This window comes from Candidatus Oleimmundimicrobium sp. (assembly GCF_030651595.1).
Lineage (GTDB): Bacteria > Actinomycetota > Aquicultoria > UBA3085 > Oleimmundimicrobiaceae > JAUSCH01.
The window spans coordinates 1-19,780 of record NZ_JAUSCH010000093.1 but is presented as its reverse complement, the minus strand read 5'-3'; the positions used below and the strand labels follow the sequence as shown (position 1 = coordinate 19,780).

At 38.7% G+C, this 19,780-nt stretch carries 20 protein-coding genes and 1 tRNA gene; 13 read left to right on the top strand and 8 right to left on the bottom strand.

Going from position 1 to position 19,780, the window contains the following annotated elements; translation table 11 throughout:
• From Q7U95_RS05775 to rpmH, 7 genes are all read right to left on the bottom strand, one after another.
• A partial coding sequence (locus Q7U95_RS05775; protein WP_308752680.1) for an FAD-dependent oxidoreductase occupies positions 1 to 1,113 on the bottom strand: 1,113 nt, incomplete at its 3' end.
• An 82-nt stretch (positions 1,114 to 1,195) separates the two neighbouring features.
• Entirely contained in the window at positions 1,196 to 2,578 is a 1,383-nt protein-coding gene (gene mnmE, locus Q7U95_RS05770) for a tRNA uridine-5-carboxymethylaminomethyl(34) synthesis GTPase MnmE (protein ID WP_308752679.1), read from the bottom strand.
• Between the two features lie 145 nt (positions 2,579 to 2,723).
• The gene (gene jag, locus Q7U95_RS05765) at positions 2,724 to 3,353 is read right to left on the bottom strand and encodes an RNA-binding cell elongation regulator Jag/EloR (RefSeq protein WP_308752677.1); all 630 of its coding nucleotides are present in this window, start codon (positions 3,351 to 3,353) and stop codon (positions 2,724 to 2,726) included.
• Between the two features lie 7 nt (positions 3,354 to 3,360).
• Entirely contained in the window at positions 3,361 to 4,044 is a 684-nt protein-coding gene (gene yidC, locus Q7U95_RS05760; protein WP_308752675.1) for a membrane protein insertase YidC, read from the bottom strand.
• Positions 4,045 to 4,059: 15 nt separating this feature from the next.
• Positions 4,060 to 4,269 carry a membrane protein insertion efficiency factor YidD gene (yidD, locus tag Q7U95_RS05755; protein ID WP_308752673.1) on the bottom strand — a complete coding sequence of 70 codons (210 nt, stop codon included), beginning with the start codon at positions 4,267 to 4,269 and terminating at the stop codon, positions 4,060 to 4,062.
• A complete protein-coding gene (gene rnpA / locus Q7U95_RS05750; protein ID WP_308752671.1) occupies positions 4,266 to 4,610 on the bottom strand; it encodes a ribonuclease P protein component in 345 nt (114 codons plus the stop codon). The genes yidD and rnpA overlap by 4 nt, the downstream gene beginning before the upstream one ends.
• Positions 4,611 to 4,617: 7 nt before the next feature.
• Positions 4,618 to 4,752 carry a 50S ribosomal protein L34 gene (rpmH, locus tag Q7U95_RS05745; protein ID WP_308752669.1) on the bottom strand — a complete coding sequence of 45 codons (135 nt, stop codon included), beginning with the start codon at positions 4,750 to 4,752 and terminating at the stop codon, positions 4,618 to 4,620.
• 286 nt (positions 4,753 to 5,038) lie between these two features.
• On the opposite strand from rpmH, the gene Q7U95_RS05740 reads away from it, so the two are divergent.
• The 11 genes from Q7U95_RS05740 to Q7U95_RS05690 all read left to right on the top strand — a co-directional run bounded on the left by Q7U95_RS05740 (position 5,039) and on the right by Q7U95_RS05690 (position 17,800).
• Positions 5,039 to 5,227: a hypothetical protein gene (locus Q7U95_RS05740; RefSeq protein ID WP_308752667.1), complete on the top strand. Its 189-nt coding sequence runs from the start codon at positions 5,039 to 5,041 to the stop codon at positions 5,225 to 5,227.
• A complete protein-coding gene (locus Q7U95_RS05735; protein WP_308752665.1) occupies positions 5,212 to 6,087 on the top strand; it encodes an ATP-binding protein in 876 nt (291 codons plus the stop codon). The genes Q7U95_RS05740 and Q7U95_RS05735 overlap by 16 nt, the downstream gene beginning before the upstream one ends.
• Before the next feature lie 16 nt (positions 6,088 to 6,103).
• Positions 6,104 to 7,450 (top strand): chromosomal replication initiator protein DnaA, encoded by a 1,347-nt coding sequence (gene dnaA, locus Q7U95_RS05730; RefSeq protein WP_308752663.1) that lies wholly within the window; start codon positions 6,104 to 6,106, stop codon positions 7,448 to 7,450.
• Between the two features lie 200 nt (positions 7,451 to 7,650).
• The gene (gene dnaN, locus Q7U95_RS05725; protein WP_308752662.1) at positions 7,651 to 8,754 is read left to right on the top strand and encodes a DNA polymerase III subunit beta; all 1,104 of its coding nucleotides are present in this window, start codon (positions 7,651 to 7,653) and stop codon (positions 8,752 to 8,754) included.
• A 56-nt stretch (positions 8,755 to 8,810) separates the two neighbouring features.
• On the top strand, positions 8,811 to 9,923 hold the full coding sequence (recF, locus tag Q7U95_RS05720; protein WP_308752661.1) for a DNA replication/repair protein RecF: 1,113 nt from the start codon (positions 8,811 to 8,813) through the stop codon (positions 9,921 to 9,923).
• Positions 9,908 to 10,390 carry a DUF721 domain-containing protein gene (locus Q7U95_RS05715; RefSeq protein WP_308752659.1) on the top strand — a complete coding sequence of 161 codons (483 nt, stop codon included), beginning with the start codon at positions 9,908 to 9,910 and terminating at the stop codon, positions 10,388 to 10,390. Before recF ends, Q7U95_RS05715 begins: the two co-directional genes overlap by 16 nt.
• 62 nt (positions 10,391 to 10,452) lie before the next feature.
• Positions 10,453 to 12,357 carry a DNA topoisomerase (ATP-hydrolyzing) subunit B gene (gene gyrB, locus Q7U95_RS05710; RefSeq protein WP_308752657.1) on the top strand — a complete coding sequence of 635 codons (1,905 nt, stop codon included), beginning with the start codon at positions 10,453 to 10,455 and terminating at the stop codon, positions 12,355 to 12,357.
• 13 nt (positions 12,358 to 12,370) lie between these two features.
• Entirely contained in the window at positions 12,371 to 14,839 is a 2,469-nt protein-coding gene (gene gyrA, locus Q7U95_RS05705; RefSeq protein ID WP_308752655.1) for a DNA gyrase subunit A, read from the top strand.
• Between the two features lie 9 nt (positions 14,840 to 14,848).
• Complete coding sequence (locus tag Q7U95_RS05700; RefSeq protein WP_308752653.1) at positions 14,849 to 15,277, top strand: archease; 429 nt, start codon at positions 14,849 to 14,851, stop codon at positions 15,275 to 15,277.
• A gap of 12 nt (positions 15,278 to 15,289) precedes the next feature.
• Positions 15,290 to 16,738, top strand: a complete 1,449-nt coding sequence (locus Q7U95_RS05695) for an RtcB family protein (RefSeq protein ID WP_308752651.1) — start codon at positions 15,290 to 15,292, stop codon at positions 16,736 to 16,738.
• 9 nt (positions 16,739 to 16,747) lie between these two features.
• Complete coding sequence (locus Q7U95_RS05690) at positions 16,748 to 17,800, top strand: sensor domain-containing diguanylate cyclase (RefSeq protein ID WP_308752649.1); 1,053 nt, start codon at positions 16,748 to 16,750, stop codon at positions 17,798 to 17,800.
• A 49-nt stretch (positions 17,801 to 17,849) separates the two neighbouring features.
• Here Q7U95_RS05690 and Q7U95_RS05685 read toward each other — a convergent pair whose 3' ends face one another.
• Positions 17,850 to 18,323, bottom strand: coding sequence for a bifunctional nuclease family protein (locus Q7U95_RS05685; RefSeq protein WP_308752648.1), 474 nt, complete (start codon positions 18,321 to 18,323; stop codon positions 17,850 to 17,852).
• A 137-nt stretch (positions 18,324 to 18,460) separates the two neighbouring features.
• On the opposite strand from Q7U95_RS05685, the gene Q7U95_RS05680 reads away from it, so the two are divergent.
• Positions 18,461 to 19,186 carry a CAP domain-containing protein gene (locus Q7U95_RS05680; protein WP_308752646.1) on the top strand — a complete coding sequence of 242 codons (726 nt, stop codon included), beginning with the start codon at positions 18,461 to 18,463 and terminating at the stop codon, positions 19,184 to 19,186.
• A gap of 173 nt (positions 19,187 to 19,359) precedes the next feature.
• Positions 19,360 to 19,436, top strand: a tRNA-Ile gene (locus tag Q7U95_RS05675).
• The last annotated feature ends 344 nt before the right edge of the window (positions 19,437 to 19,780 follow it).

The window sequence follows — 19,780 nt, the reverse complement described above, 5'->3', positions numbered from 1 at the left end:
GTAGCCGGTTGTCCCTATCACTTGCCCGGCCATAAATAAACCATCAATAGTTTTTGTTTCAAGAGTTGGTTTAAGTTGAGCGGGAACCACGAAATCATATTCCACAGCATAACCGGGACGCATAATCTCAGCTTTTTCGAGCCCCTCTACTTCCCTAACAATCTCTAACTGAGCATCTTCGGACATGTCCATTGATAACCCGCAAACAAATACTTCAACAGCATGCTGCCCAACCGGTTGAATAACAACTGTGCAATCAGGTTTTCCGTCAAATCTTACTGCCCCTTCGGTAGCCGGATAATCGCCCAAAAACTTCTCAAGCCCTAATGCGTCTGCCGGGCTGTTTTTGTTTTTCAAAACAAGATCCGCTGCTCGATAGCCAGCTCGGGTAATATAACAATTTAATTGCTTCTTCTGACACGGCTTGCTCCAAACCGAAAAACCAGAAGTTCCATTGTCGCTTTCTTGGATATCAACCTTTTTTTTATTAATTGTATTACTGTCAATTAGAGGCGCTGACTTCACTTTGTGCCGCCCTAATTTAAATCCAAGTTTCAAGAGCTCTGACGACAACTCATTTGATGAAATCTCGCCATTTCTGCCGGCTGAAAATAAAGCTGGCCCCATGCTGGTAGTTCCTCTTAAAAAAGTCCCCCCGGCAATAACCACATTGCCCGCGAAAAAATCACCGCTAAATTTCGTTCGAATCCCAATTACGTGATCTTTCTCCAAAATCAAACCAGTTACCATGTCTTGTTTAAGAAAAATGTTTTTCTGATTCTCTAAAAAATATTTCGTTTTTAAGTGATATTCTCGTTTGTTAACAACGGCAACCGCTGCCCGGTCATTATAACTGTCAGAATTAGACGACTTCCGATGATATAAGGAGGTTTCATCAGCCCTGATTGCTGTTTGCCCACCTAAAGCATCAATTTCCCACAAAAGCTGAGCCCCTCCGGGTCCGCCAAATAAAGAGCTGCCGGATAATATAGCTATAGAGTCGAGGTTTAGAGTTATAAGTAATACCTCGCAACCCATCTTTGCAGCAGCACACGCTGCCTCGCAACCAGCATGACCTGCCCCTACCACCATAATATCGTACTTTTTTTTCATTTAGCTCCCTCTCAAATTAAAGGAAATTTCAATAAAAATAAATAGTTTGCCAAATTTTCTTTAGTCAAGAATTCTTGGCAAACTATTTACCAATGCAAAATTGAGCAAATATTCCCTCTATTAGGTCTTCGCTGGTTACTTTCCCCACAATTTCACCCAAGCTTTCTAATGCATCTTTGAGCGGAACTATAACAAACTCTTCTGACTCTTCATTTTTAAGAGCTCTAAGAGCTTCCGTTATTCCCTCTAAAGCTTTAACCAGAGAGCTTTTGTGCCTTCGGTTAGTCACCAACGTCTCGCCTGCATGCCCGGCCTTACCAGAAAAGACCACTTCAACCACAACGTCCTCAAGTTCATTAATACCTTCTTCTTTTATCGTAGACGTGCTTACACATCGCTCATAACAAAGAATATTTTTAAATGTTGTCTCCCTTACAGCACTTGGGAGATCGGATTTATTTAAGACCAATATTACACGTTTACCTTTTAGTTCTTTAATTACTTCCTTGTCCTCTTTATGCAAGGGATCACTGGAATCAACAACAAATAACACCAGGTCCGCCTCAGAAATCGATTTCTTGCTAAGCTCTATTCCCAGCTGTTCCACTTCGTTTTGAGGATGTCTGAGGCCAGCCGTATCATGCATTACCAGAGGAACTCCCTTTATGCTTATCGTTTCCTCAATAATATCTCTGGTGGTTCCGGGAATAGACGTTACTATACAGCGATTTTCCCTTAAAAGAGCGTTCAGTAGGCTCGATTTCCCAACATTCGGACGGCCTACAATAGTTGTACGAATGCCCTCCCGAAGTATTCGCCCGTTTTCCCAGTCAGCTAACAGGTTTGATATTTTCCTTTGGGCGTTTTCCAGTTTTAAACTAAGCTCAGAACGCGGCAAAACATTAAGGTCTTCTTCAGAAAAGTCTATCGCCGCCTCCAATTGAACCATTACTTCAAAAACTTTGTCCGTTATCTTGTTAATCTCTGTTGATAACGCACCCTCAAGCTGGCGCATTGCTGCTCCTAAGCTTACTTCTGTTCGAGAATTTATTATATCTATCACGGCTTCGGCTTGAGCAAGATCAATTCTCCCGTTAAGAAACGCTCTTTTTGTGAATTCTCCCGGGTCCGCCAACCTGGCTCCGTTTGCCAAAACAACTTCTAAAACTTCCCTAAGAGGGACTATCCCCCCATGACAATTAATCTCTACGATGTCTTCCCGGGTATAGGAGCGTGGACTTTTCATAATGCTTATCAATGCTTCATCTATCTTTTTTCCCGTTTCAGGATTAAATATGTAGCCATATTGAATAACGTGTGATTTAGAACTAAGAGTTTTTCTTTTCGGTGAAAGAAAAACCTTGGAGGCAATATTTATAGAATCGCTACCGCTAAGGCGCACTATTCCTATTCCTGAAGTACCCAAGGGGGTGGAAATCGCTGCAATCGTACCAGGGGAATACACTCTCATTTACCTTTCATGGTTAAACTAAAATTAATAGAGAAATTATACCAGGATTATAAAGGAAGTAAAAGGTGGTTTTTTCATTTCGAGGAAAATGTTTCACGTGAAACATCAAAGAAAAGCCAAGCTAAAAGGGGCTTTTGGTTTATTTTTCTTCGTCAACCGGACGAATTGTCACTCTTCTTTCCGACCTTTCGCCTTCGCTGATAGTTTGAACTTCCGGATTGTCTTGCAGGGCTTCGTGAATAATTTTTCTCTCAAACGCGCTCATTGGTCTTAAGGAAACAATTTTCCTTTCATTAACGGCTAATTCCGCCAATCGATTAGCTAAACTTTTCAAGGACTTTTCTGTTCGAAGACGATATCCCTCTATATCTAAGACTACGGGCTTTCTTGTTTCTTCCCCCTTATTTACTCCCACACCAATAATTAGCTGCAGGGCTTGTAATGTAGAACCATTGCGTCCAATAAGAATTCCTAAGTTCTCGCCCTCTATGTTTAAATGAATTCTGCCTTCAATTTCAGCACAGCTAACACTGGCCTTTAGGTTAAAAAGTTCGAGAATCTTCTCAACAAGTTCGGTTCCTCTTTTAATTTTTTTGTCTTTTATTACTACCCTCACCCTTGCTCTTTTTTTGTCAAGTCCGAGAAACCCTTTGCTGTTCTCTCTTAATACCTCAATCTCAACTTCATCTTGCGAGGCCTTGAGCTCCTCAAGAGCTATTTTAATTGCCTCTTCTATGGTTTCTCCTTCAGCCTCAATTATCTTATCCATCGGTTTTTTACACTCCAGCATCTAGTTTTAAAGTCTTTACAATACAATATTGTTGTGCCACGCTTAAAATATTAAAAACTACCCAGTATATAAGCAACCCGGCTGGCAAACTGTAGGCAATTACGGCCATTACCGCCGTCATCGGAAGCATCATTTTTTCTTGTTTAGGATCCGCTGTCATCATTTTCTGCATCACATACTGACTTGCCATCATTAATAAAAGCAAAGCAACAAATGGCGCGCAGCCAATAAGGCCCTGTCCCGCATGCAAAGCCGAACTAAAACTAGCAGTTAGACTATATATTCCTAAGAAACTGGCTCCTTCAAGCTCACTAGACACTGGGCCCCCGTGGGCAAGCAACCTAAACAACGCAAAGAAAATAGGCATTTGGAGGAGAAGGGGGAGACACCCGCCTAAGGGATTAATCTTGTTCTCACTGTAAAACTTCATCGTCTCTTTCCCAAGCTTTTCTTTATCGTTTTTATATTTCTGCTGTAATTTGGTGATCTCGGGCTGCCATTTCTTCATGTTTTCCATCGACTTCGTTTGTTTGATTGCAAGCGGCAATAGAACAATCTTAACTACGATTGTTAAAAGAACTATTGAGCATCCCCAGTTATTAACATACTTATTGAAGAAAACTAAGACTTGGAGTAAAATATCTACAATTGGCTTTAAAATTTGATACACCTAAAAACCCCTTCCTTATTTTACGGGATCGTACCCTCCTGGAGAGAAGGGGTGACATTTCGCAATTCTTTTCAGGGCAAGCAATGAGCCCCTATAAATTCCATATTTTTCCAGCGCCTCTATTGTATATTCTGAACAACTAGGATAATAACGACACGACGGCATGGTAATTCCGGAAACATATTTCTGATATACTTTTATGATTGCAATTAAAATAAGTTTCATTTTTTTAAACATTCCGCTTTAGTAAAAACATCTAACAGGGCTTCTTGGGCCTCGGAAAAATTCTTTTTTTTCACAGGACCACGAGCTAAAATTATTAAATCATAACCCAGTTTAATCTCTTTTTCCTTCCGCCTACAAGCTTCTTTTAGAATACGTTTAAGCCGATTCCGCTCAACAGCGTTTCCTAGTTTTTTCCCTACTGAATATCCAATCCTAGTTTTTCCAGAATTTTCCTTTTTCAGCTTCCATATTACTAAATACTTGTTTTTAAAAACGGTGCCCTTTTTATACGCTTCACGAAAATCTCTTTTTTTTGTAAGACGTGAGTGTCCTTGCATCATTAAACCACTAGGCAGACAGTCTCTTCCGACCTTTTCTGCGACGAGCTGCCAATATTTTTCTTCCCGCTTTTGTGCTCATTCGCTTAAAAAAGCCGTGCGTTTTTTTTCTTTTTCTCGTTTTTGGTTGATACGTCCTTTTCAAGGGGACTGACCTCCTGTTTGTTTCTTCATAAGCTGAGTTATTATAACGTGGTGCATATAATGTGTCAAGAAAGAATGGGGAAAACCGCTTTTTAAATCCAAAATCATCTACCGGTAAAGGTTTATTGGTTTAGTTTTTAATAAACTTTGTTATAATTGTTTTGTTTTCCAAAAAACAACTTTCCCGGGAAACATGGAAGGGGGATGATTGTTAAATTGTTAAGTCCAGGTGTTTTAAAAATAAAAAAAACAACTTTCCAAACCTTTCCACAGGTGTGGAAAGGTTTGTGGATAAAATAGTTATTTTCCCACATTACATGCTTTCAAGCGGGATAAATTTCAACTTGATGGTTATGGGAATTTTTTGTTTAGGATTAAATGAAAGAGCTCTTAGGGGTCGGTGTTCGGGTGGGTGTCAACTTATCCACACCTATTTAAAATTAATTGTGGAGACCATGATATGGAAAGATTTTTAGAAAAGATTTTAAAAGAAAAAAGCGATTCCGGAGACGGAAACCCGAAAGGTAAAGACAGGGGTCCGGAAAATAATCTCTTAAGTCAAGAGACCCGGAAAAAACTAATAAAAGGGGAGGGGGCTAGAATTGCCGTATATGATACCCCTTCCTCTGCTCCACGCGTTATCGAGCTTTCACATGATGATTATCAGGAATTTATAAATATTTTAAGCACAAAAACCTACCAATTCTCACAAGAAAAAGGGGGGGGCGTCCCCTTTACAATAATTAAAGAGTTAATAGAAAACCTCATACACGCCCACTTTAAAGAGGTTATAATAACAATCTTAGACAATGGAAACACTATTAAAATATCTGACCAAGGACCAGGAATAAAAGACAAAGAAAAAGCATTTGAGCCAGGGTTTTCCACGGCCAACCAGGAGATGAAAAAAATAATAAAAGGTGTTGGCTCGGGGCTCCCTATAACTAAAGAGATATTAAAAATTACAGGAGGCTCAATTAAAATTGAGGACAACCTAAACACAGGAAGCGTTGTAACAATTAAACTGCCTTCAACCCCTAGTTTGGCGACCAAATCAATGCCGGCAGACACCCCGAAAGCCAAAACAAGTAAAGAGAGCGACTCTTCTAAATTTAATCTTTCCAACAGACAAAAAAAGGTGTTATTCTTAGTCACAGAAGTAGGTCCCGTCGGTCCCTCAAAAATTGCCAAAGAGCTAAATCTGGGTCTAAGCACGGCATATAGAGATCTTTCGTTTCTTGAGGAGCTGGGATTGGTAAAAGCCAATGAACAAGGAAAGAGGGGCCTAACTCAAAAAGGGATAAGATATTTAGAGATATTTTTAAACTCTAAATAATATTTTGGTGGTTGCTTTGCAAAATCAACTTAATGAAATATGGGAAGAAACTTTAAGTATAATTAAAAAGGGGCTAAACACTCCTATGTCTAAGGCGTGGTTTGATAACACGTCCCCTTTAGCTATACAAAATGATATCCTAATAATTTCAACCCCTAATTCTTTTATTAGAGAATGGCTGGAGACTCGTTATTCTCAAACATTAAAAGAAATTGTTTCAAATATAATAGGGAAAAACCTTGATATTAAATTTGTTTTAAATGAGGAGACAAAAAACAATCCACCCTTAAAAAAATTCACCCAAACCGCAGACGCCCCCTCTATAAAAAATCCCTCACTTAATTCGCGTTATATATTTGATAATTTTGTTATGGGAAGTAGTAATAGATTCGCCCAAGCGGCGGCACTCGCTGTGGCAGAACAACCATTTAAAGCTTATAACCCGTTGTTTATATATGGTGGGGTTGGGTTAGGAAAAACCCACCTTCTTCAAGCAATCGGGCATTATATACACCAACATAATAAAGGGTTAAAGGTTCAATATGTCTCCACGGAAAAATTTACAAATGACTTTATTAGTTCTATTGGAGATAAAGGGAAAATTGCGGGATTTCATCAAAAATATCGCAAAGTAGATATATTGCTTGTTGATGATATTCAATTTATTGCGGGGAAAGAAGCTACCCAGGAAGAATTTTTTCACACTTTTAATAATCTTTATGAAGCAAATAAACAGATTGTAATTTCAAGCGACCGTCCACCAAAAGATATATCAACACTTGAAGACCGGTTAAGGTCTAGATTTGTATGTGGTTTAATAACTGATATCCAACCACCAGACTTAGAAACAAGGATAGCAATTCTTCAAAAAAAAGCGCACCTTTATCAAGAAGCGACTGTTCCTTTTGAGGTTATGGAATTTATAGCTTCAAGAATTCAATCAAATATAAGAGAGTTAGAGGGAGCATTAACTCGAGTTGTTGCTTTTTCTTCTCTTACTAAATGTCCTATTAATGTTAAATTATCAGAAGATGTGTTAAAGGATATATTTTCCAATAAAGAGAGTAGACCTATATCTATCCAAACTATACAAAATGAAGTGTGCCGATATTTTAATATTTCAAAAATTGAATTAGTGGGAAGTAGGAGAACCCAATCAATTGTTTATCCCAGACAAATAGCTATGTATTTATCAAGGGAGTTAACAGATCTATCTCTTCCTAAAATAGGGGAGGAGTTTGGGGGAAGAGACCACACAACAGTAATGCACGCAAATGTTAAAATAGAAAAACTTATTAATGAAAAAAGGGATGTATATAATCAAGTTCAAGAATTAATAAATAAAATTAAACAAAAACAATAAAGGTAAAAATTGTTAATTTAATGTTGATAACTTTTTAAAAGTATTTAAATATTTATTTTATTAAATTTTAAAAACAAGCTATCCAAGTCTTATTAACAGAGTAAAATATAATTAAGGTGGGTTATTAACAAATAAACAGGGCTTATTACTACTATTATTTTAATATATTTATATTCTTAAAATATTAAAGGGGTGTGTATATGTATATTAAGTGTTTACAAAGTGATCTTTGGGAAGCAATTCAAATTGTTCAAAAAGCAATCTCAATAAGAAGCACTTTACCAATTTTAAGTGGAATATTATTTCAAGCAAGAAAAAAGGAATTAATTTTAAGTGGAACAAATTTAGAACTCTCTATTAAATGTAGTATTCCGGCAGAAATTAAAGAAGAGGGTTCTATTGTTATACCAGCGCGTCTTATTGGGGATATTATTAAAAACTTACCAGAAGCAACGATAGAATTATTTTTAGATAGTTCTAGTAACCAAATTAAATTATCTTGCCAAGAATCAAAATTTAATATAAAAACCCTTTTACCAGAAGACTTCCCTAAATTTCCTGAATTAAAAATAGAGCAAAGTTGTGTTATAAGCTCCTCAGAATTAATTAAAATTATAAAACAAATTACTAAAGCAGCGTCCATAGATGAAACACGGCCTATTTTAACAGGAGTTCTTTTAAATATTAATAAAAATAGATTTAAAATGGTAGCGACAGATAGTTATAGATTAGCTATTAAAGAGGTAGAATTAAAAGAAGGGATAGAAGATAAAATACAAGCCATTATTCCGTCTAGAACATTAAATGAATTAATTAAAATAATATCAGGGGAAGAACATGATATTATTTTAGGGTTTACCGGAAATCAATTAATTTTTAAAGAAGGAAACACGGTTTTAATTACAAGATTAATTGAAGGACAATACCCCAACTACCAACAACTTTTACCAGAGAAGTATGAATTTAAGGTGAGCATTAATAAAGAAGCTCTTCTTGGAGCAGTAAGAAGAGTGCTGTTGTTTACTCAAAACAACTCTCCTGTAAAAATAAAAATTCAAGACAAGATGATGGAACTTAACGCAGCCACAGCTGATGTTGGAGAGGCGATTGAGAGAATAAATACTGAAGGCGACGGAAGAGATATAAATATTGCCTTCAACCCCCAATATTTTTTAGACGGATTAATGAGCGTAAATGAAGAAAAAGTTGTTTTTGAGGGAATTGACGCAACCAAACCAGCATTAATAAAACCCGAGGGGAAAGAAAACTTTTTATACTTAATTATGCCCATGAGAGTGGTTTAGGAATAAATTTAATTAATTTAAATTAAAATAAGAAAAAAATTTAATCAAGGGCGTCTATGTACCTACAAGACTTAAAACTTTTAAATTTTAGAAATCACAAAAAAACCTCTTTAAAGTTTTTCTTAGGAGTAAATTTAATCACCGGAAAAAATGGCCAAGGCAAAACAAACCTACTTGAGGCGATATATGTTCTTCTAGCCGGGAAATCTCATAGAACCGCGCTAAATGACCCTCTTATAATGTTAGGAGAAAAATTATCATTAGTAAAAGGGACTTTGAGCGGACAAAGAAAAAAAGAAAGTGTGGAGGTAATATTTAAATCCGGCGAAGCAAGGGTTATTAAAATTAATGGGGCGCATAATCAAAAAGTAAAAGATTTAAGAAATCTTATAAATGTTGTTCTTTTTTCACCTGAGGATTTAAAAATCACAAAAGGGTCACCAGATAAAAGAAGAGCCTTTCTTGATGAGGTGGGAGAACAAATAAACCCTACCTACAACCATCTGCGGTGGAATTATTTAAGGGTTTTAAAACAAAGAAACGAGCTTTTAAAAAAAGTTGCAATTAAAAAACAAAAAAAAGAATCCCTTGATTTATGGGACGAGAAATTATCGTCGGCGGGAAGTAATTTTATACTTATCCGGAAAGAGATAGTTGAAAAAATAAAACCATATTGCAGTAGGGCTTATTCTGGAATCAACTCAGGAAAACTTTTTACGGTGGATTATTTAAATGATCTTAAAGATGGTGAAGATGTTAAAAATAACTTTTTGAGGAAAATTGAAGAGATGAGGGAAAAAGAAATAATCTACGGAAACACCTTAGTCGGGCCACATAAAGACGATCTTAAATTATGTGTTGAGGGAATGGATATTCGTTTATATGGGTCGCAAGGAGAACAAAGAATGGCCAGCCTTTCCTTAAAATTAGCAGAGTTAGAGTTGATACAGAAAGAGAAAAAAAGGAGCCCCCTCCTTTTAATGGATGATGTTTTGTCGGAGCTTGACGAAGAAAGAAGACAGGCTCTTTTAAGGGTTGTTTTAAATCTTAAACAATCCATAATTACAAGCACAAATCCTGAATATTTTAATTATGAAAATACGGAAAAAATAAACACTATAGAGGTGCTTGGTGGTTCTGTTAAGGAAACGGTATGTTTAAAAGCATAAAAATTACTCTAACTGATCTTATAAGGAATATGGGAATAAAAAATGAAATAGCGGGCAATAGAGTTTTTGCGGTGTGGGACGAGGCAGTGGGGGATGTTATCGCGAAAAACGCGCAACCCCAGTTTTTTAAAAAAGGAATATTGCTTATAGGAACCACTAACTCCGTCTGGGCACAAGAGCTCAGTTTAATGAGCCAGCAATTAATTAAGACACTCAATGAGCGCCTGGGAAAAGATTTAATAAAGGAGATTAAACTTAGAGCGACAGCTATCGAAAAAGGAGCATTTAATCTTAATGGCGAGACTAAAAAGGAAGCAGTGGAAGAGATGGAGGACATTGAGTTAGAGCCGGAAGACTTGAGAGAGATAGAAGTAACGGTTGAGGGGATAAAGGATGTTGAGTTACGGGAAGAAATAAAAAAATTAATGGTGGCTGATAAAAAAAGAAAAAGGCAAACCTTAAGGTAAAATAGGCTGAATTAAATATTATGATATAATAATTTAATACGTTTTAATTGGGAGGGTGGTTTGTGAGTAACACAGAATATGGTGCCAAAGACATCACTGTTTTAGAGGGACTTGAGGCCGTAAGAAAGCGGCCAAGCATGTATATTGGAAGCACCAGTCTTAAGGGATTACACCATTTAGTTTACGAGGTTGTTGATAATAGTATCGATGAAGCCCTGGCTGGTTTTTGTAATAATATTGAGTTATTTATTCATCCGGACGGCTCAGTTACAGTGATAGATAATGGCCGAGGAATTCCTGTTGAAAATATCCCCAAATATAATCGCTCCGCTGTCGAAATTGTTTTAACCAAGCTTCACGCTGGAGGTAAATTTGGCGGAGGGGGTTATCGTGTTTCCGGGGGGCTTCATGGAGTCGGAGTATCTGTCGTGAACGCCTTGTCGGAAAAGTTAACGGTTGAGGTTAGACGCGAAGGGAAAGTTTATCGTCAAACGTTTGAGAGAGGGAAGCCCGTTTCTGAGCTTGAAGAGGTTGGTTCAACTAAGGGAACAGGGACAACCATAACCTTTTTTCCTGATAAAAAAATTTTTGAAGACACTAATTTTGATTTTAATATATTAACTCAAAGAATGAGAGAAGCAGCGTTCTTAAATAAAAACTTGCGAATTAAAATAATTGACGAGAGAGGGGAACAACCACAAGAGGATGAGTATCAATATAAAGGCGGAATAGTTGATTTTGTTAAACACTTAAACTCAAATAAAGACATCCTCCACAAGAAAATTATATCTTTTGGAGGCAAAGACAATAGCAACTACATGGAACTTGCCGCCCAATATAACAACGGTTATTCCGAAAGCATTTTCACGTTTGCCAATAACATAAACACCCACGAAGGGGGCACTCATTTAAGCGGTCTTAGAGCGGCTCTTACCAGGACCATTAATGATTACGCCCGCTCCAAGGGGTTATTAAAAGAAAAGGAAGAGAACCTTTCCGGCGACGATGTAAGAGAGGGGTTAACTCTTATCCTCAGCATAAAACTTCTTAATCCCCAGTTTGAGGGTCAAACTAAGACAAAACTCGGCAATAGTGAAATTCGAGGATTTGTGGATGGCGTTGTTTCTAGAAATTTATCAGAATTTTTAGAGGAAAACCCAAAAGAAGCAAAGATCATTATAGATAAGGCAGTATCTGCCTCTCTGGCTCGAAATGCGGCACGTAAGGCCAGAGAAATTACACGCAGAAAGGGATTGCTGGAAAGTTGTTCCCTGCCCGGAAAACTAGCCGATTGCTCCTCAAAAGATCCGGCGCGGTCCGAGATATTTTTAGTCGAGGGCGATTCGGCCGGTGGTTCTGCTAAACAGGCACGTAATAGGGAATTTCAAGCCATTCTTCCTTTAAAGGGGAAGATTTTAAATGTAGAGAAAGCCCGAATTAACAAGATTTTAAACAGCGAAGAGATTAGAGCTATGATTTCTGCATTAGGAACAGGCGTGGGAGAAGAGTTTAATTTAGAGTCGATAAGATACCACCGAGCAATTATAATGACTGACGCCGATGTGGATGGTGCCCACATTCGCACGCTAATCTTAACCTTTTTTTATAGATACATGCGGGCAATGATAGAACAGGGATGTGTTTACATTGCTCGGCCCCCCTTATTTAAAGCAACCAACAAAAAGAAAACTTACTATGCTTTTAGTGACAACGAGCTTAGTGAAGTTATAAAAAGCGTGGGGAAAGAGGGAACCTCGATTCAGCGCTATAAGGGCTTAGGGGAGATGAATCCCGAGCAACTCTGGGAAACCACTATGAACCCTGAAGAACGCACATTGTTGCAGGTTACCATAGATGATGCAGTTGCAGCGGATGAAATTTTTACGACCTTAATGGGAGACAAGGTTGAGCCCAGAAGAAACTTTATTCAAAAATACGCAAAAGACGTAAGATTTTTAGATATATAAGGAGAGTTAATAAATGGACCAAGACTTAACAGGCAGAATAGAACCAGTTTATATAGAAGAGGAGATGAAGCGCTCATATATCGATTACGCGATGAGTGTAATTGTGGGACGCGCGCTTCCGGATGTTCGAGATGGCTTAAAGCCCGTGCATAGGCGCATTCTTTACGGCATGTATGACATGGGAATGGTTCCCGGTAAATCCTATATGAAATGTGCTCGAATAGTGGGAGAGGTTTTAGGTAAATATCATCCTCATGGGGATAGCGCGGTTTATGATGCTTTAGTGAGGATGGCGCAGGATTTTTCTCTCCGGTATGAACTTATCGATGGCCACGGCAATTTTGGCTCAGTAGATGGAGATAGCGCGGCGGCAATGCGTTATACGGAAGCTCGACTTTCCAAGTTGGCCATTGAGATGTTGCGAGATATTAACAAAGACACCGTTAATTTCATTCCAAACTTCGATGAAACATTAGTCGAACCGGCTGTTCTTCCCTCTAAGTTTCCAAATCTTTTAGTTAATGGCTCATCAGGTATAGCCGTTGGAATGGCAACAAATATCCCTCCCCACAACCTAAAAGAGGTAATTGAAGCAACGATTGCTGCTATCGATGACCCCGAAGTAACGATTGAAGAGTTAATGAAAAAAATTAAAGGGCCGGATTTTCCAACAGGAGGACTAATTGTTGGCTCAAAAGGCATACAAGATGCCTATCGAACCGGCAGAGGGAATGTTCTTGTTAGGGGAAAAACCCATATTGAACAAACAGCAACAAACAGAGAACATATAATAGTTACCGAGATACCTTTCCAAGTTAATAAAGCAAGACTCACAGAGAAAATAGCCGAATTGGTTAGAGATAAAAAAATAATGGGAATATCTGACTTGCGTGATGAATCCGATAGAGACGGAATGCGATTAGTAATTGAGTTAAAGAGAGACGCAATTCCGCAAGTTGTTTTAAATAAACTATATAAATATACGCAACTTCAAACAACCTTCAATATTATTATGCTTGCGCTGGTTGACTCCGTTCCCAGAGTGCTTGCTTTGCCTGAAGTGATTCATCACTATCTTAATCACCAAAAAGAAATTATCACAAGGCGGACCAAGTTTGATTTAAGGAAAGCCGAGGCCCGAGCTCACATCCTTGAAGGTCTTCTTGTAGCGCTCAATAATTTAGATGAAATTATTAAGACAATTAAACAGTCCCAAACAGTTGAGCTTGCTAAGAAAAACCTGACAACCCACTTTGACTTAAGTGAAGAACAGGCTCAGGCGATTTTGGATATGAAGCTGCAAAAACTCACGGGTTTGGAGCGGGAGAAGATTCGAGCAGAACATAAAGAACTTCTCGAAAAAATAGCTTATTACAAAAAAATACTTGCTGATGAGAGCAAGGTGCTGGAAATAATAAAAAGTGAGTTGTTGGAGATTGAAAGTAAGTTTGCAGACGAAAGGCGCACACAAATTATTCCGGCGGAAGGCGAGTTAAACATAGAGGATTTAATTGTAGAAGAGGAAATGGTTGTAACCATTACGCACTCGGGATACATTAAGCGTTTGCCGGTGGGAACATATAAACAACAGCATCGAGGGGGACGTGGTGTCATTGGCATGGACCTTAAAGACGGTGACTTTGTTGAGCACCTTTTTGTTTCGTCTACCCACGACTACGTTTTATTTTTCTCGAACAAGGGAAAGGTTTATAGGGTTAAAGTGTATGAATTGCCTCTATGCAGCCGCACGGCCAAAGGGCAAGCCATAGTCAATGTGTTGCCCTTTGAATCAGGAGAAAAAATTGCGGCGGTTATCGCGGCTAAAGGTTTTGAGGAAGGGAAATATCTTATAATGGCCACAAAAAAAGGCCTGGTGAAAAAGACAGAATTCGAGGAATACCATACTGCTAGAACCGGTGGAATTATTGCCCTAACTCTTCGAGAGGGTGATGAGCTGATAGAGGTTAAACTAACAAACGGGGGAGAAGATATTATCCTTGTTTCTCAAAAAGGCCAAGCGATACGGTTCAAAGAGGAAAATGTTCGGTCAATGGGCAGAACAGCCAGCGGAGTAAGAGGTCTTCGGCTTGACAGCAATGATGCTGTTTTAGGAATGGACGTGATTAAGAAAGAAGGAGATCTGTTCGTGGTCACGAACACCGGGTACGGGAAAAGGACGCCCCTTTCTCAATATCATTTGCAGGGCCGGGGAGGGAAGGGTGTTCGAACCATAAAACGCTTTTCCGGTAAGCAAAAACTTGCGGGCATGAAAATCATTAATGACGAGTATCAGTTGATGCTGGTGTCAAGCGAGGGCCAGGTTATAAAAATTCCCGCTAAAGGTGTTTCACGTATGAGCAGAAGCACCAAGGGGGTTAAGATTATTAATCTTAAAAAAGGCGATTCGGTCAGCGCGGTTGCCAGGATGGTTAAGAGTAAGCCTTCTGATGACGACAAAAATGAAGAGGACCAACTAAGTTAGGTTATTAAAATGGCCAAAACTAAGCAGTTTGATATTTTAGAACACACAGCAGACGTTGGTTTGGCTGCATATGGCCGAAGCCTTAAAGAGGTTTTTGAAAATGCCGCAGTGGGAATGTTTAGTTTAGTGGCGGATTTAAACAAAGTTGGCGACAGCTTTTCTTGTGAGTTAAAAGTTGAGAACGAAGACAGAGAAGGTTTACTTGTTGAGTGGTTAAACGAGCTTATCTATGTTTCCGAAGTTCAAGAAGTTATTCTTAAGAAATTTAACATTACCCACCTGGAAGAAGACGGTCGATTTTTAACGGCCAAAGCTTATGGCGAAAAAATTGATTTAAGCCGTCACCAAATAAAAACACAAATCAAAGCCTGCACATATCATAATTTAAAAATAGAAAAAAACAAGATTTGGGAAGCCCGAGTGATATTTGATATTTAGAGGAGCAGGAATATGGCTAACTATTTAGAGAAAGTTGGTCCATACAGTTTTAAGATTCCCAAAAGCTATCGAAAAGGAATGCGTGTGCCCGGCATCATTTATGCCGACGACGAGCTGCTTTTGTTAGCTAAAGACGACAAGGCTCTTGAGCAAGTAATAAATGTTGCATTTTTGCCCGGTATTGTAAAAGCTTCTTTTGCTATGCCCGATATTCATCGGGGATATGGGTTTCCAATTGGAGGGGTAGCTGCAACAGATGTAAAAAAAGATGGGACTATTTCTCCCGGCGGGGTCGGTTTTGACATAAGCTGTGGCGTGAGACTCTTAAAGACAAACATTCTTGCCTCTGAGGCAGCTCCATTGCTAAAAAACTTAATGCACGAACTTTCAAGAAGCATCCCCAAAGGTGTTGGCAGACACGGCGAGATAATCCTCAACCAAAACGAAATGAAAGAGGTTTTGGCAACAGGGGTAGGTTGGGTTGTTAAGCAAGGCTATGCATGGGAGAAAGACTTGATTTGCATTGAAGAGAAGGGCTGTTTGGGCGAGGCTAATCCAGACAAAGTTAGCAAGCGCGCTTTTGAGCGGGGGCACAATCAGCTTGGCACTTTGGGTGCGGGAAACCATTTTATAGAAGTTCAAGAGGTAATCGAGGTATATGATGAACAGGTTGCTGAGGCCTTCGGTCTTTTTAAGAAACAGCTTGTTGTTTCAATACACTCCGGCTCACGCGGGTTTGGGCACCAGGTATGCAGCGATTATATTAAAGTAATGAATAAAGTTGTGAAAAAGCTGGGATTTGAGCTGCCAGATAGACAGCTATCATGTGCTCCGGTTTCTTCAGCGGAAGGTAAAGATTATTATGCCGCAATGGCTTGCGCGGCTAACTACGCCATGGCGAACAGGCAGTTTTTAACCTACTGGACAAGACAATCATTTGAGAATATTTTTAAAAAGAGTGCAGAGGCATTGGGTATGACTCTTTTATATGATGTGTCACATAACCTTGCGAAGTTTGAAAATCATATGGTAGACGGGAAAAACGTGCGTTTATGTGTCCATCGCAAGGGAGCGACAAGAGCTTTTGGCCCTAATCTTTTGCCAAAATATTCGCCTTATCATAAAATAGGACAACCTGTAATTATCCCCGGGGATATGGGTCGAGCATCTTATATTCTTGTGGGAACAAATGAGTCGGAGAATGAGGCTTTTAGTTCAACATGTCATGGGGCCGGTAGGGTGATGAGCCGCTCCGAAGCGAAGAGAAAAATTAAAGTGGCCCAACTAAAAAAGGAGCTTGCCGAAAAAGGCGTGGTGGTTGAAGCCGGGCATGACGCCCTTCTTGTTGAAGAAGCGCCTGAAGCGTATAAAGATGTTAGTAAAGTAGTAGCTGTTTGCGATGGAGCGAAACTTTCTAAAAAAGTTGTGAAACTCAAACCCTTAGGGGTTTTGAAAGGGTGAAATGTTGAAATGAAAAAAGAGGAAAAGGGATTACAAAAAATTTTACAGGAAGCTCAGGATGAGCTCAGTGAGATAAGAGCCGAGCTTTCTAGAAAACAAAAAGAACTGGAAATGATTTACAGAACCGTAAAAGACATTCACTCAACGCTGGACATAAAAGAAATAGCGCATATTATAAAAGAAATTCTCAACAAAGTTTTAGGGCTTGATTTTTACTCTTTAATGGTTTACGACAAGCTTGAAAAGGATTTTGTTTTTCAAACGGGAAAAGGTTTCTCCAAAAGCGTGCAAGAGCAAATATTAAAACAGGCTCGAGAACATAAAACAGATCAGCCAGAGGGTTTCAGTTTTTCTACCGAAAAAAAGACGGCTTCAAAAGAAAAACATTCTATTAGGTGTATGTCTCTTTACGCGCACAATTGTTTGGTGGGAGAGTTTTGTACATTAATGGAAAATCTGAATAGTTTGTCAGAGGAAGATTTTGAACTGATAACGGTGGTTGCAACTCAAATGGCCATAGCTGTTGAAAACTCTATTCTTTATGAAATGACCAAAAGACTTGCCACAACAGATGGGCTAACAGGTTTATATAATTACAGATATTTTAGAAACAAATTGAGTGGAGAATTAAGCAGAGCGAGTCGCTATAACAGGCCCCTCTCTCTCATCATGCTCGATTTAGACGATTTCAAGAGTTACAATGATACTTATGGCCATCCGCAAGGGGATAAACTTCTTCGAAAAATTGCAAAAATTTTGACTGGAAACTGTCGTGGAAGCGATATAGTGGCAAGATACGGAGGCGAAGAGTTTGTCGTCATCTTGCCGGAAACAGACGAACAGGGGGCATTCAGCGTTGCTGAGAAAGTTAGGCAAGCTGTAAAGGAATATCGCTTTATTGACGGACAAAAAAGAAACAAGCATATAACCATTAGTCTTGGAGTTGCCCAAAACTCTGATAAATTATCGGGCCCGAAGGACTTAGTTAAAAAAGCCGATGAAGCGCTTTATAAGTCCAAACAAGAAGGAAAAAATCGCACCACGGTAGGAAGCGATATCTAATGGCGCAATCGATATTTTAACTCTTTTCTTTTGACAATGTTTAAATGGTTTATTCGCTGAAATCATCGGGGCTTATAGTCTCCAAAAAAGTTCTAAACCTCTCCATCTCTTCTTCCTTCTCTTTATCTATGACGACGGAAGCTTTTTGGAGAACTTTTTCGGCGACTAAAATAGGAGAGCTTGCCCTAACCGCAAGAGCTATTGCGTCACTGGGACGGGCATCAACTTCTAGCTCTACTCCTTCTTGAAGGAGATGTAATTTTGCGTAGAAAGTACCTTCTTTAAGGTCATTTATTTCAACTTTATCTACCTTTATCTCTAATTTTGCGAGGAGAGAATATAAGAGATCGTAGGTAAGAGGGCGTGGATTTTTTAGTTGTTTTAATTCCATTAAAATTGCGGTTGCCTCGAATTGCCCAATCCAAATGGGCAAAAACCTATGCGCAGAAAAATCTTTTAAGATTATCACGGGTTGATTGGTCAAGGAATCTAAGTTTATTGTATGTATGGTCATCTCAATCATAGAGGCCTCGTTTACATATCTCTTTATTATAAAAATAGCAAAAATAAATTGTTATTGAAATCTTTATGAAAAAGCATAATTGACTGTTAGTCACCTTGCTTGTAACCTAAGACCTGAGACTTATTAAAAGGTGGATCATGAGCGCGGATAATCAGCAAAAAAAGGAAAAAACGAAGAGCCCCGGCGGCAATAAAAAAAGAGCGTTAACTCTTTTTATTATTGTAATTTTAGCGGTTATCTTAGTGTTTGGTTTTAAAACACGATTTTTTGAAAACCCCAATATTAAGAAATATTTTGGCCTTCTTGTGGGGGAAGATTTTGTTGACGTTTCGGATGACAAAAAACCATCAGAGAAAGAAGAAACAAAAAAAATTATAGTAAACACAGAAGATGATTGGTGGAAAGAAGCTCGAGACAGGCCGGCTGAGCCGGAAGATGAATCGGAAAAAGAGATATTTGTTCCCATAACTCCGCCCGCGCTTGGAGAAGAACGGTCAGACACAAAACTGCTTCCCGCTGAATTTAAAATTGACCTGCTTAAACTAATAAATGATTTTAGACGATACGAAGGAATAGACGAGGTTTCAATTGATTCTAATTTATGTGCTCAAGCGCGACAAAAGAGCAATGAAGCAGTTTTAAGAGGCATGATAAGAGATAATTATATTAAAGAGACAGGCCGTATAACCTATCTTGGGATAGCGGGAGAAGGTGTTGAGTCGATGGTTGTGCAAGAGAATTTGAACGATACCGCCTACGAGACTTACATGAATTCACGATGGAAAAGGATTGGGATAGGGGCCTCGCTTGGCAGTTTCGATGGTAACGAGCAAGTTGTTTGGGCAATAATTTTAGCAGAGTGACAACTTTTTTAGTGACCTCAAAAAGTGTTTGATATATTTTCTTTTGCTGGTTAAAATAAAAATGCCTTTAATTACAATATTCGTAGTTCATTGTTTATAGACAAGAGAGAAAGAAAGTGAGATTTAAGTTTTTTATCAATGAACTCATAACTAAATTTATTTCTCAAATTTGTGGGCCTATAGCTCAGCTGGTTAGAGCGCACCCCTGATAAGGGTGAGGTCTCTGGTTCGAATCCAGATAGGCCCACCAGCATATTTTGAAGAAAAATGCCTGCTAGTCGGGCATTTTTTTATTTAAATATATTATCTAAAATCAGGTGACCATGAAGGGCCGTATACCCAAAAATCATTGCATGAGAGGCTTCTCTGATCCGTACCGTTAGCGTTCATTACATAGATTTGGCAGTTCCCATCCTGGGTTGAGGAGGTAAAAGCAATCTTAGTCCCATCGGGTGACCATGAAGGATCGCTGTCACTAAAATCATTGCATGAGAGGCTTCCTTGATCCGTACCATCAGCGTTCATTACATAGATTTGGCAGTTTCCACCCCGGTTTGAGGTAAAAGCAATCTTAGTCCCATCGGGTGACCATGA

Coding starts and splice junctions, on each gene's coding strand:
- yidD (WP_308752673.1), bottom strand. CDS start 4,269: ATGAAACTTATTTTAATTGCAATCATAAAAGTATATCAGAAATATGTT.
- gyrA (WP_308752655.1), top strand. CDS start 12,371: ATGGACCAAGACTTAACAGGCAGAATAGAACCAGTTTATATAGAAGAG.
- Q7U95_RS05700 (WP_308752653.1), top strand. CDS start 14,849: ATGGCCAAAACTAAGCAGTTTGATATTTTAGAACACACAGCAGACGTT.
- rnpA (WP_308752671.1), bottom strand. CDS start 4,610: ATGATGCAAGGACACTCACGTCTTACAAAAAAAAGAGATTTTCGTGAA.
- jag (WP_308752677.1), bottom strand. CDS start 3,353: ATGGATAAGATAATTGAGGCTGAAGGAGAAACCATAGAAGAGGCAATT.
- Q7U95_RS05685 (WP_308752648.1), bottom strand. CDS start 18,323: ATGATTGAGATGACCATACATACAATAAACTTAGATTCCTTGACCAAT.
- Q7U95_RS05715 (WP_308752659.1), top strand. CDS start 9,908: ATGTTTAAAAGCATAAAAATTACTCTAACTGATCTTATAAGGAATATG.
- Q7U95_RS05695 (WP_308752651.1), top strand. CDS start 15,290: ATGGCTAACTATTTAGAGAAAGTTGGTCCATACAGTTTTAAGATTCCC.
- recF (WP_308752661.1), top strand. CDS start 8,811: ATGTACCTACAAGACTTAAAACTTTTAAATTTTAGAAATCACAAAAAA.
- Q7U95_RS05680 (WP_308752646.1), top strand. CDS start 18,461: ATGAGCGCGGATAATCAGCAAAAAAAGGAAAAAACGAAGAGCCCCGGC.
- Q7U95_RS05690 (WP_308752649.1), top strand. CDS start 16,748: ATGAAAAAAGAGGAAAAGGGATTACAAAAAATTTTACAGGAAGCTCAG.
- Q7U95_RS05735 (WP_308752665.1), top strand. CDS start 5,212: ATGGAAAGATTTTTAGAAAAGATTTTAAAAGAAAAAAGCGATTCCGGA.
- dnaN (WP_308752662.1), top strand. CDS start 7,651: ATGTATATTAAGTGTTTACAAAGTGATCTTTGGGAAGCAATTCAAATT.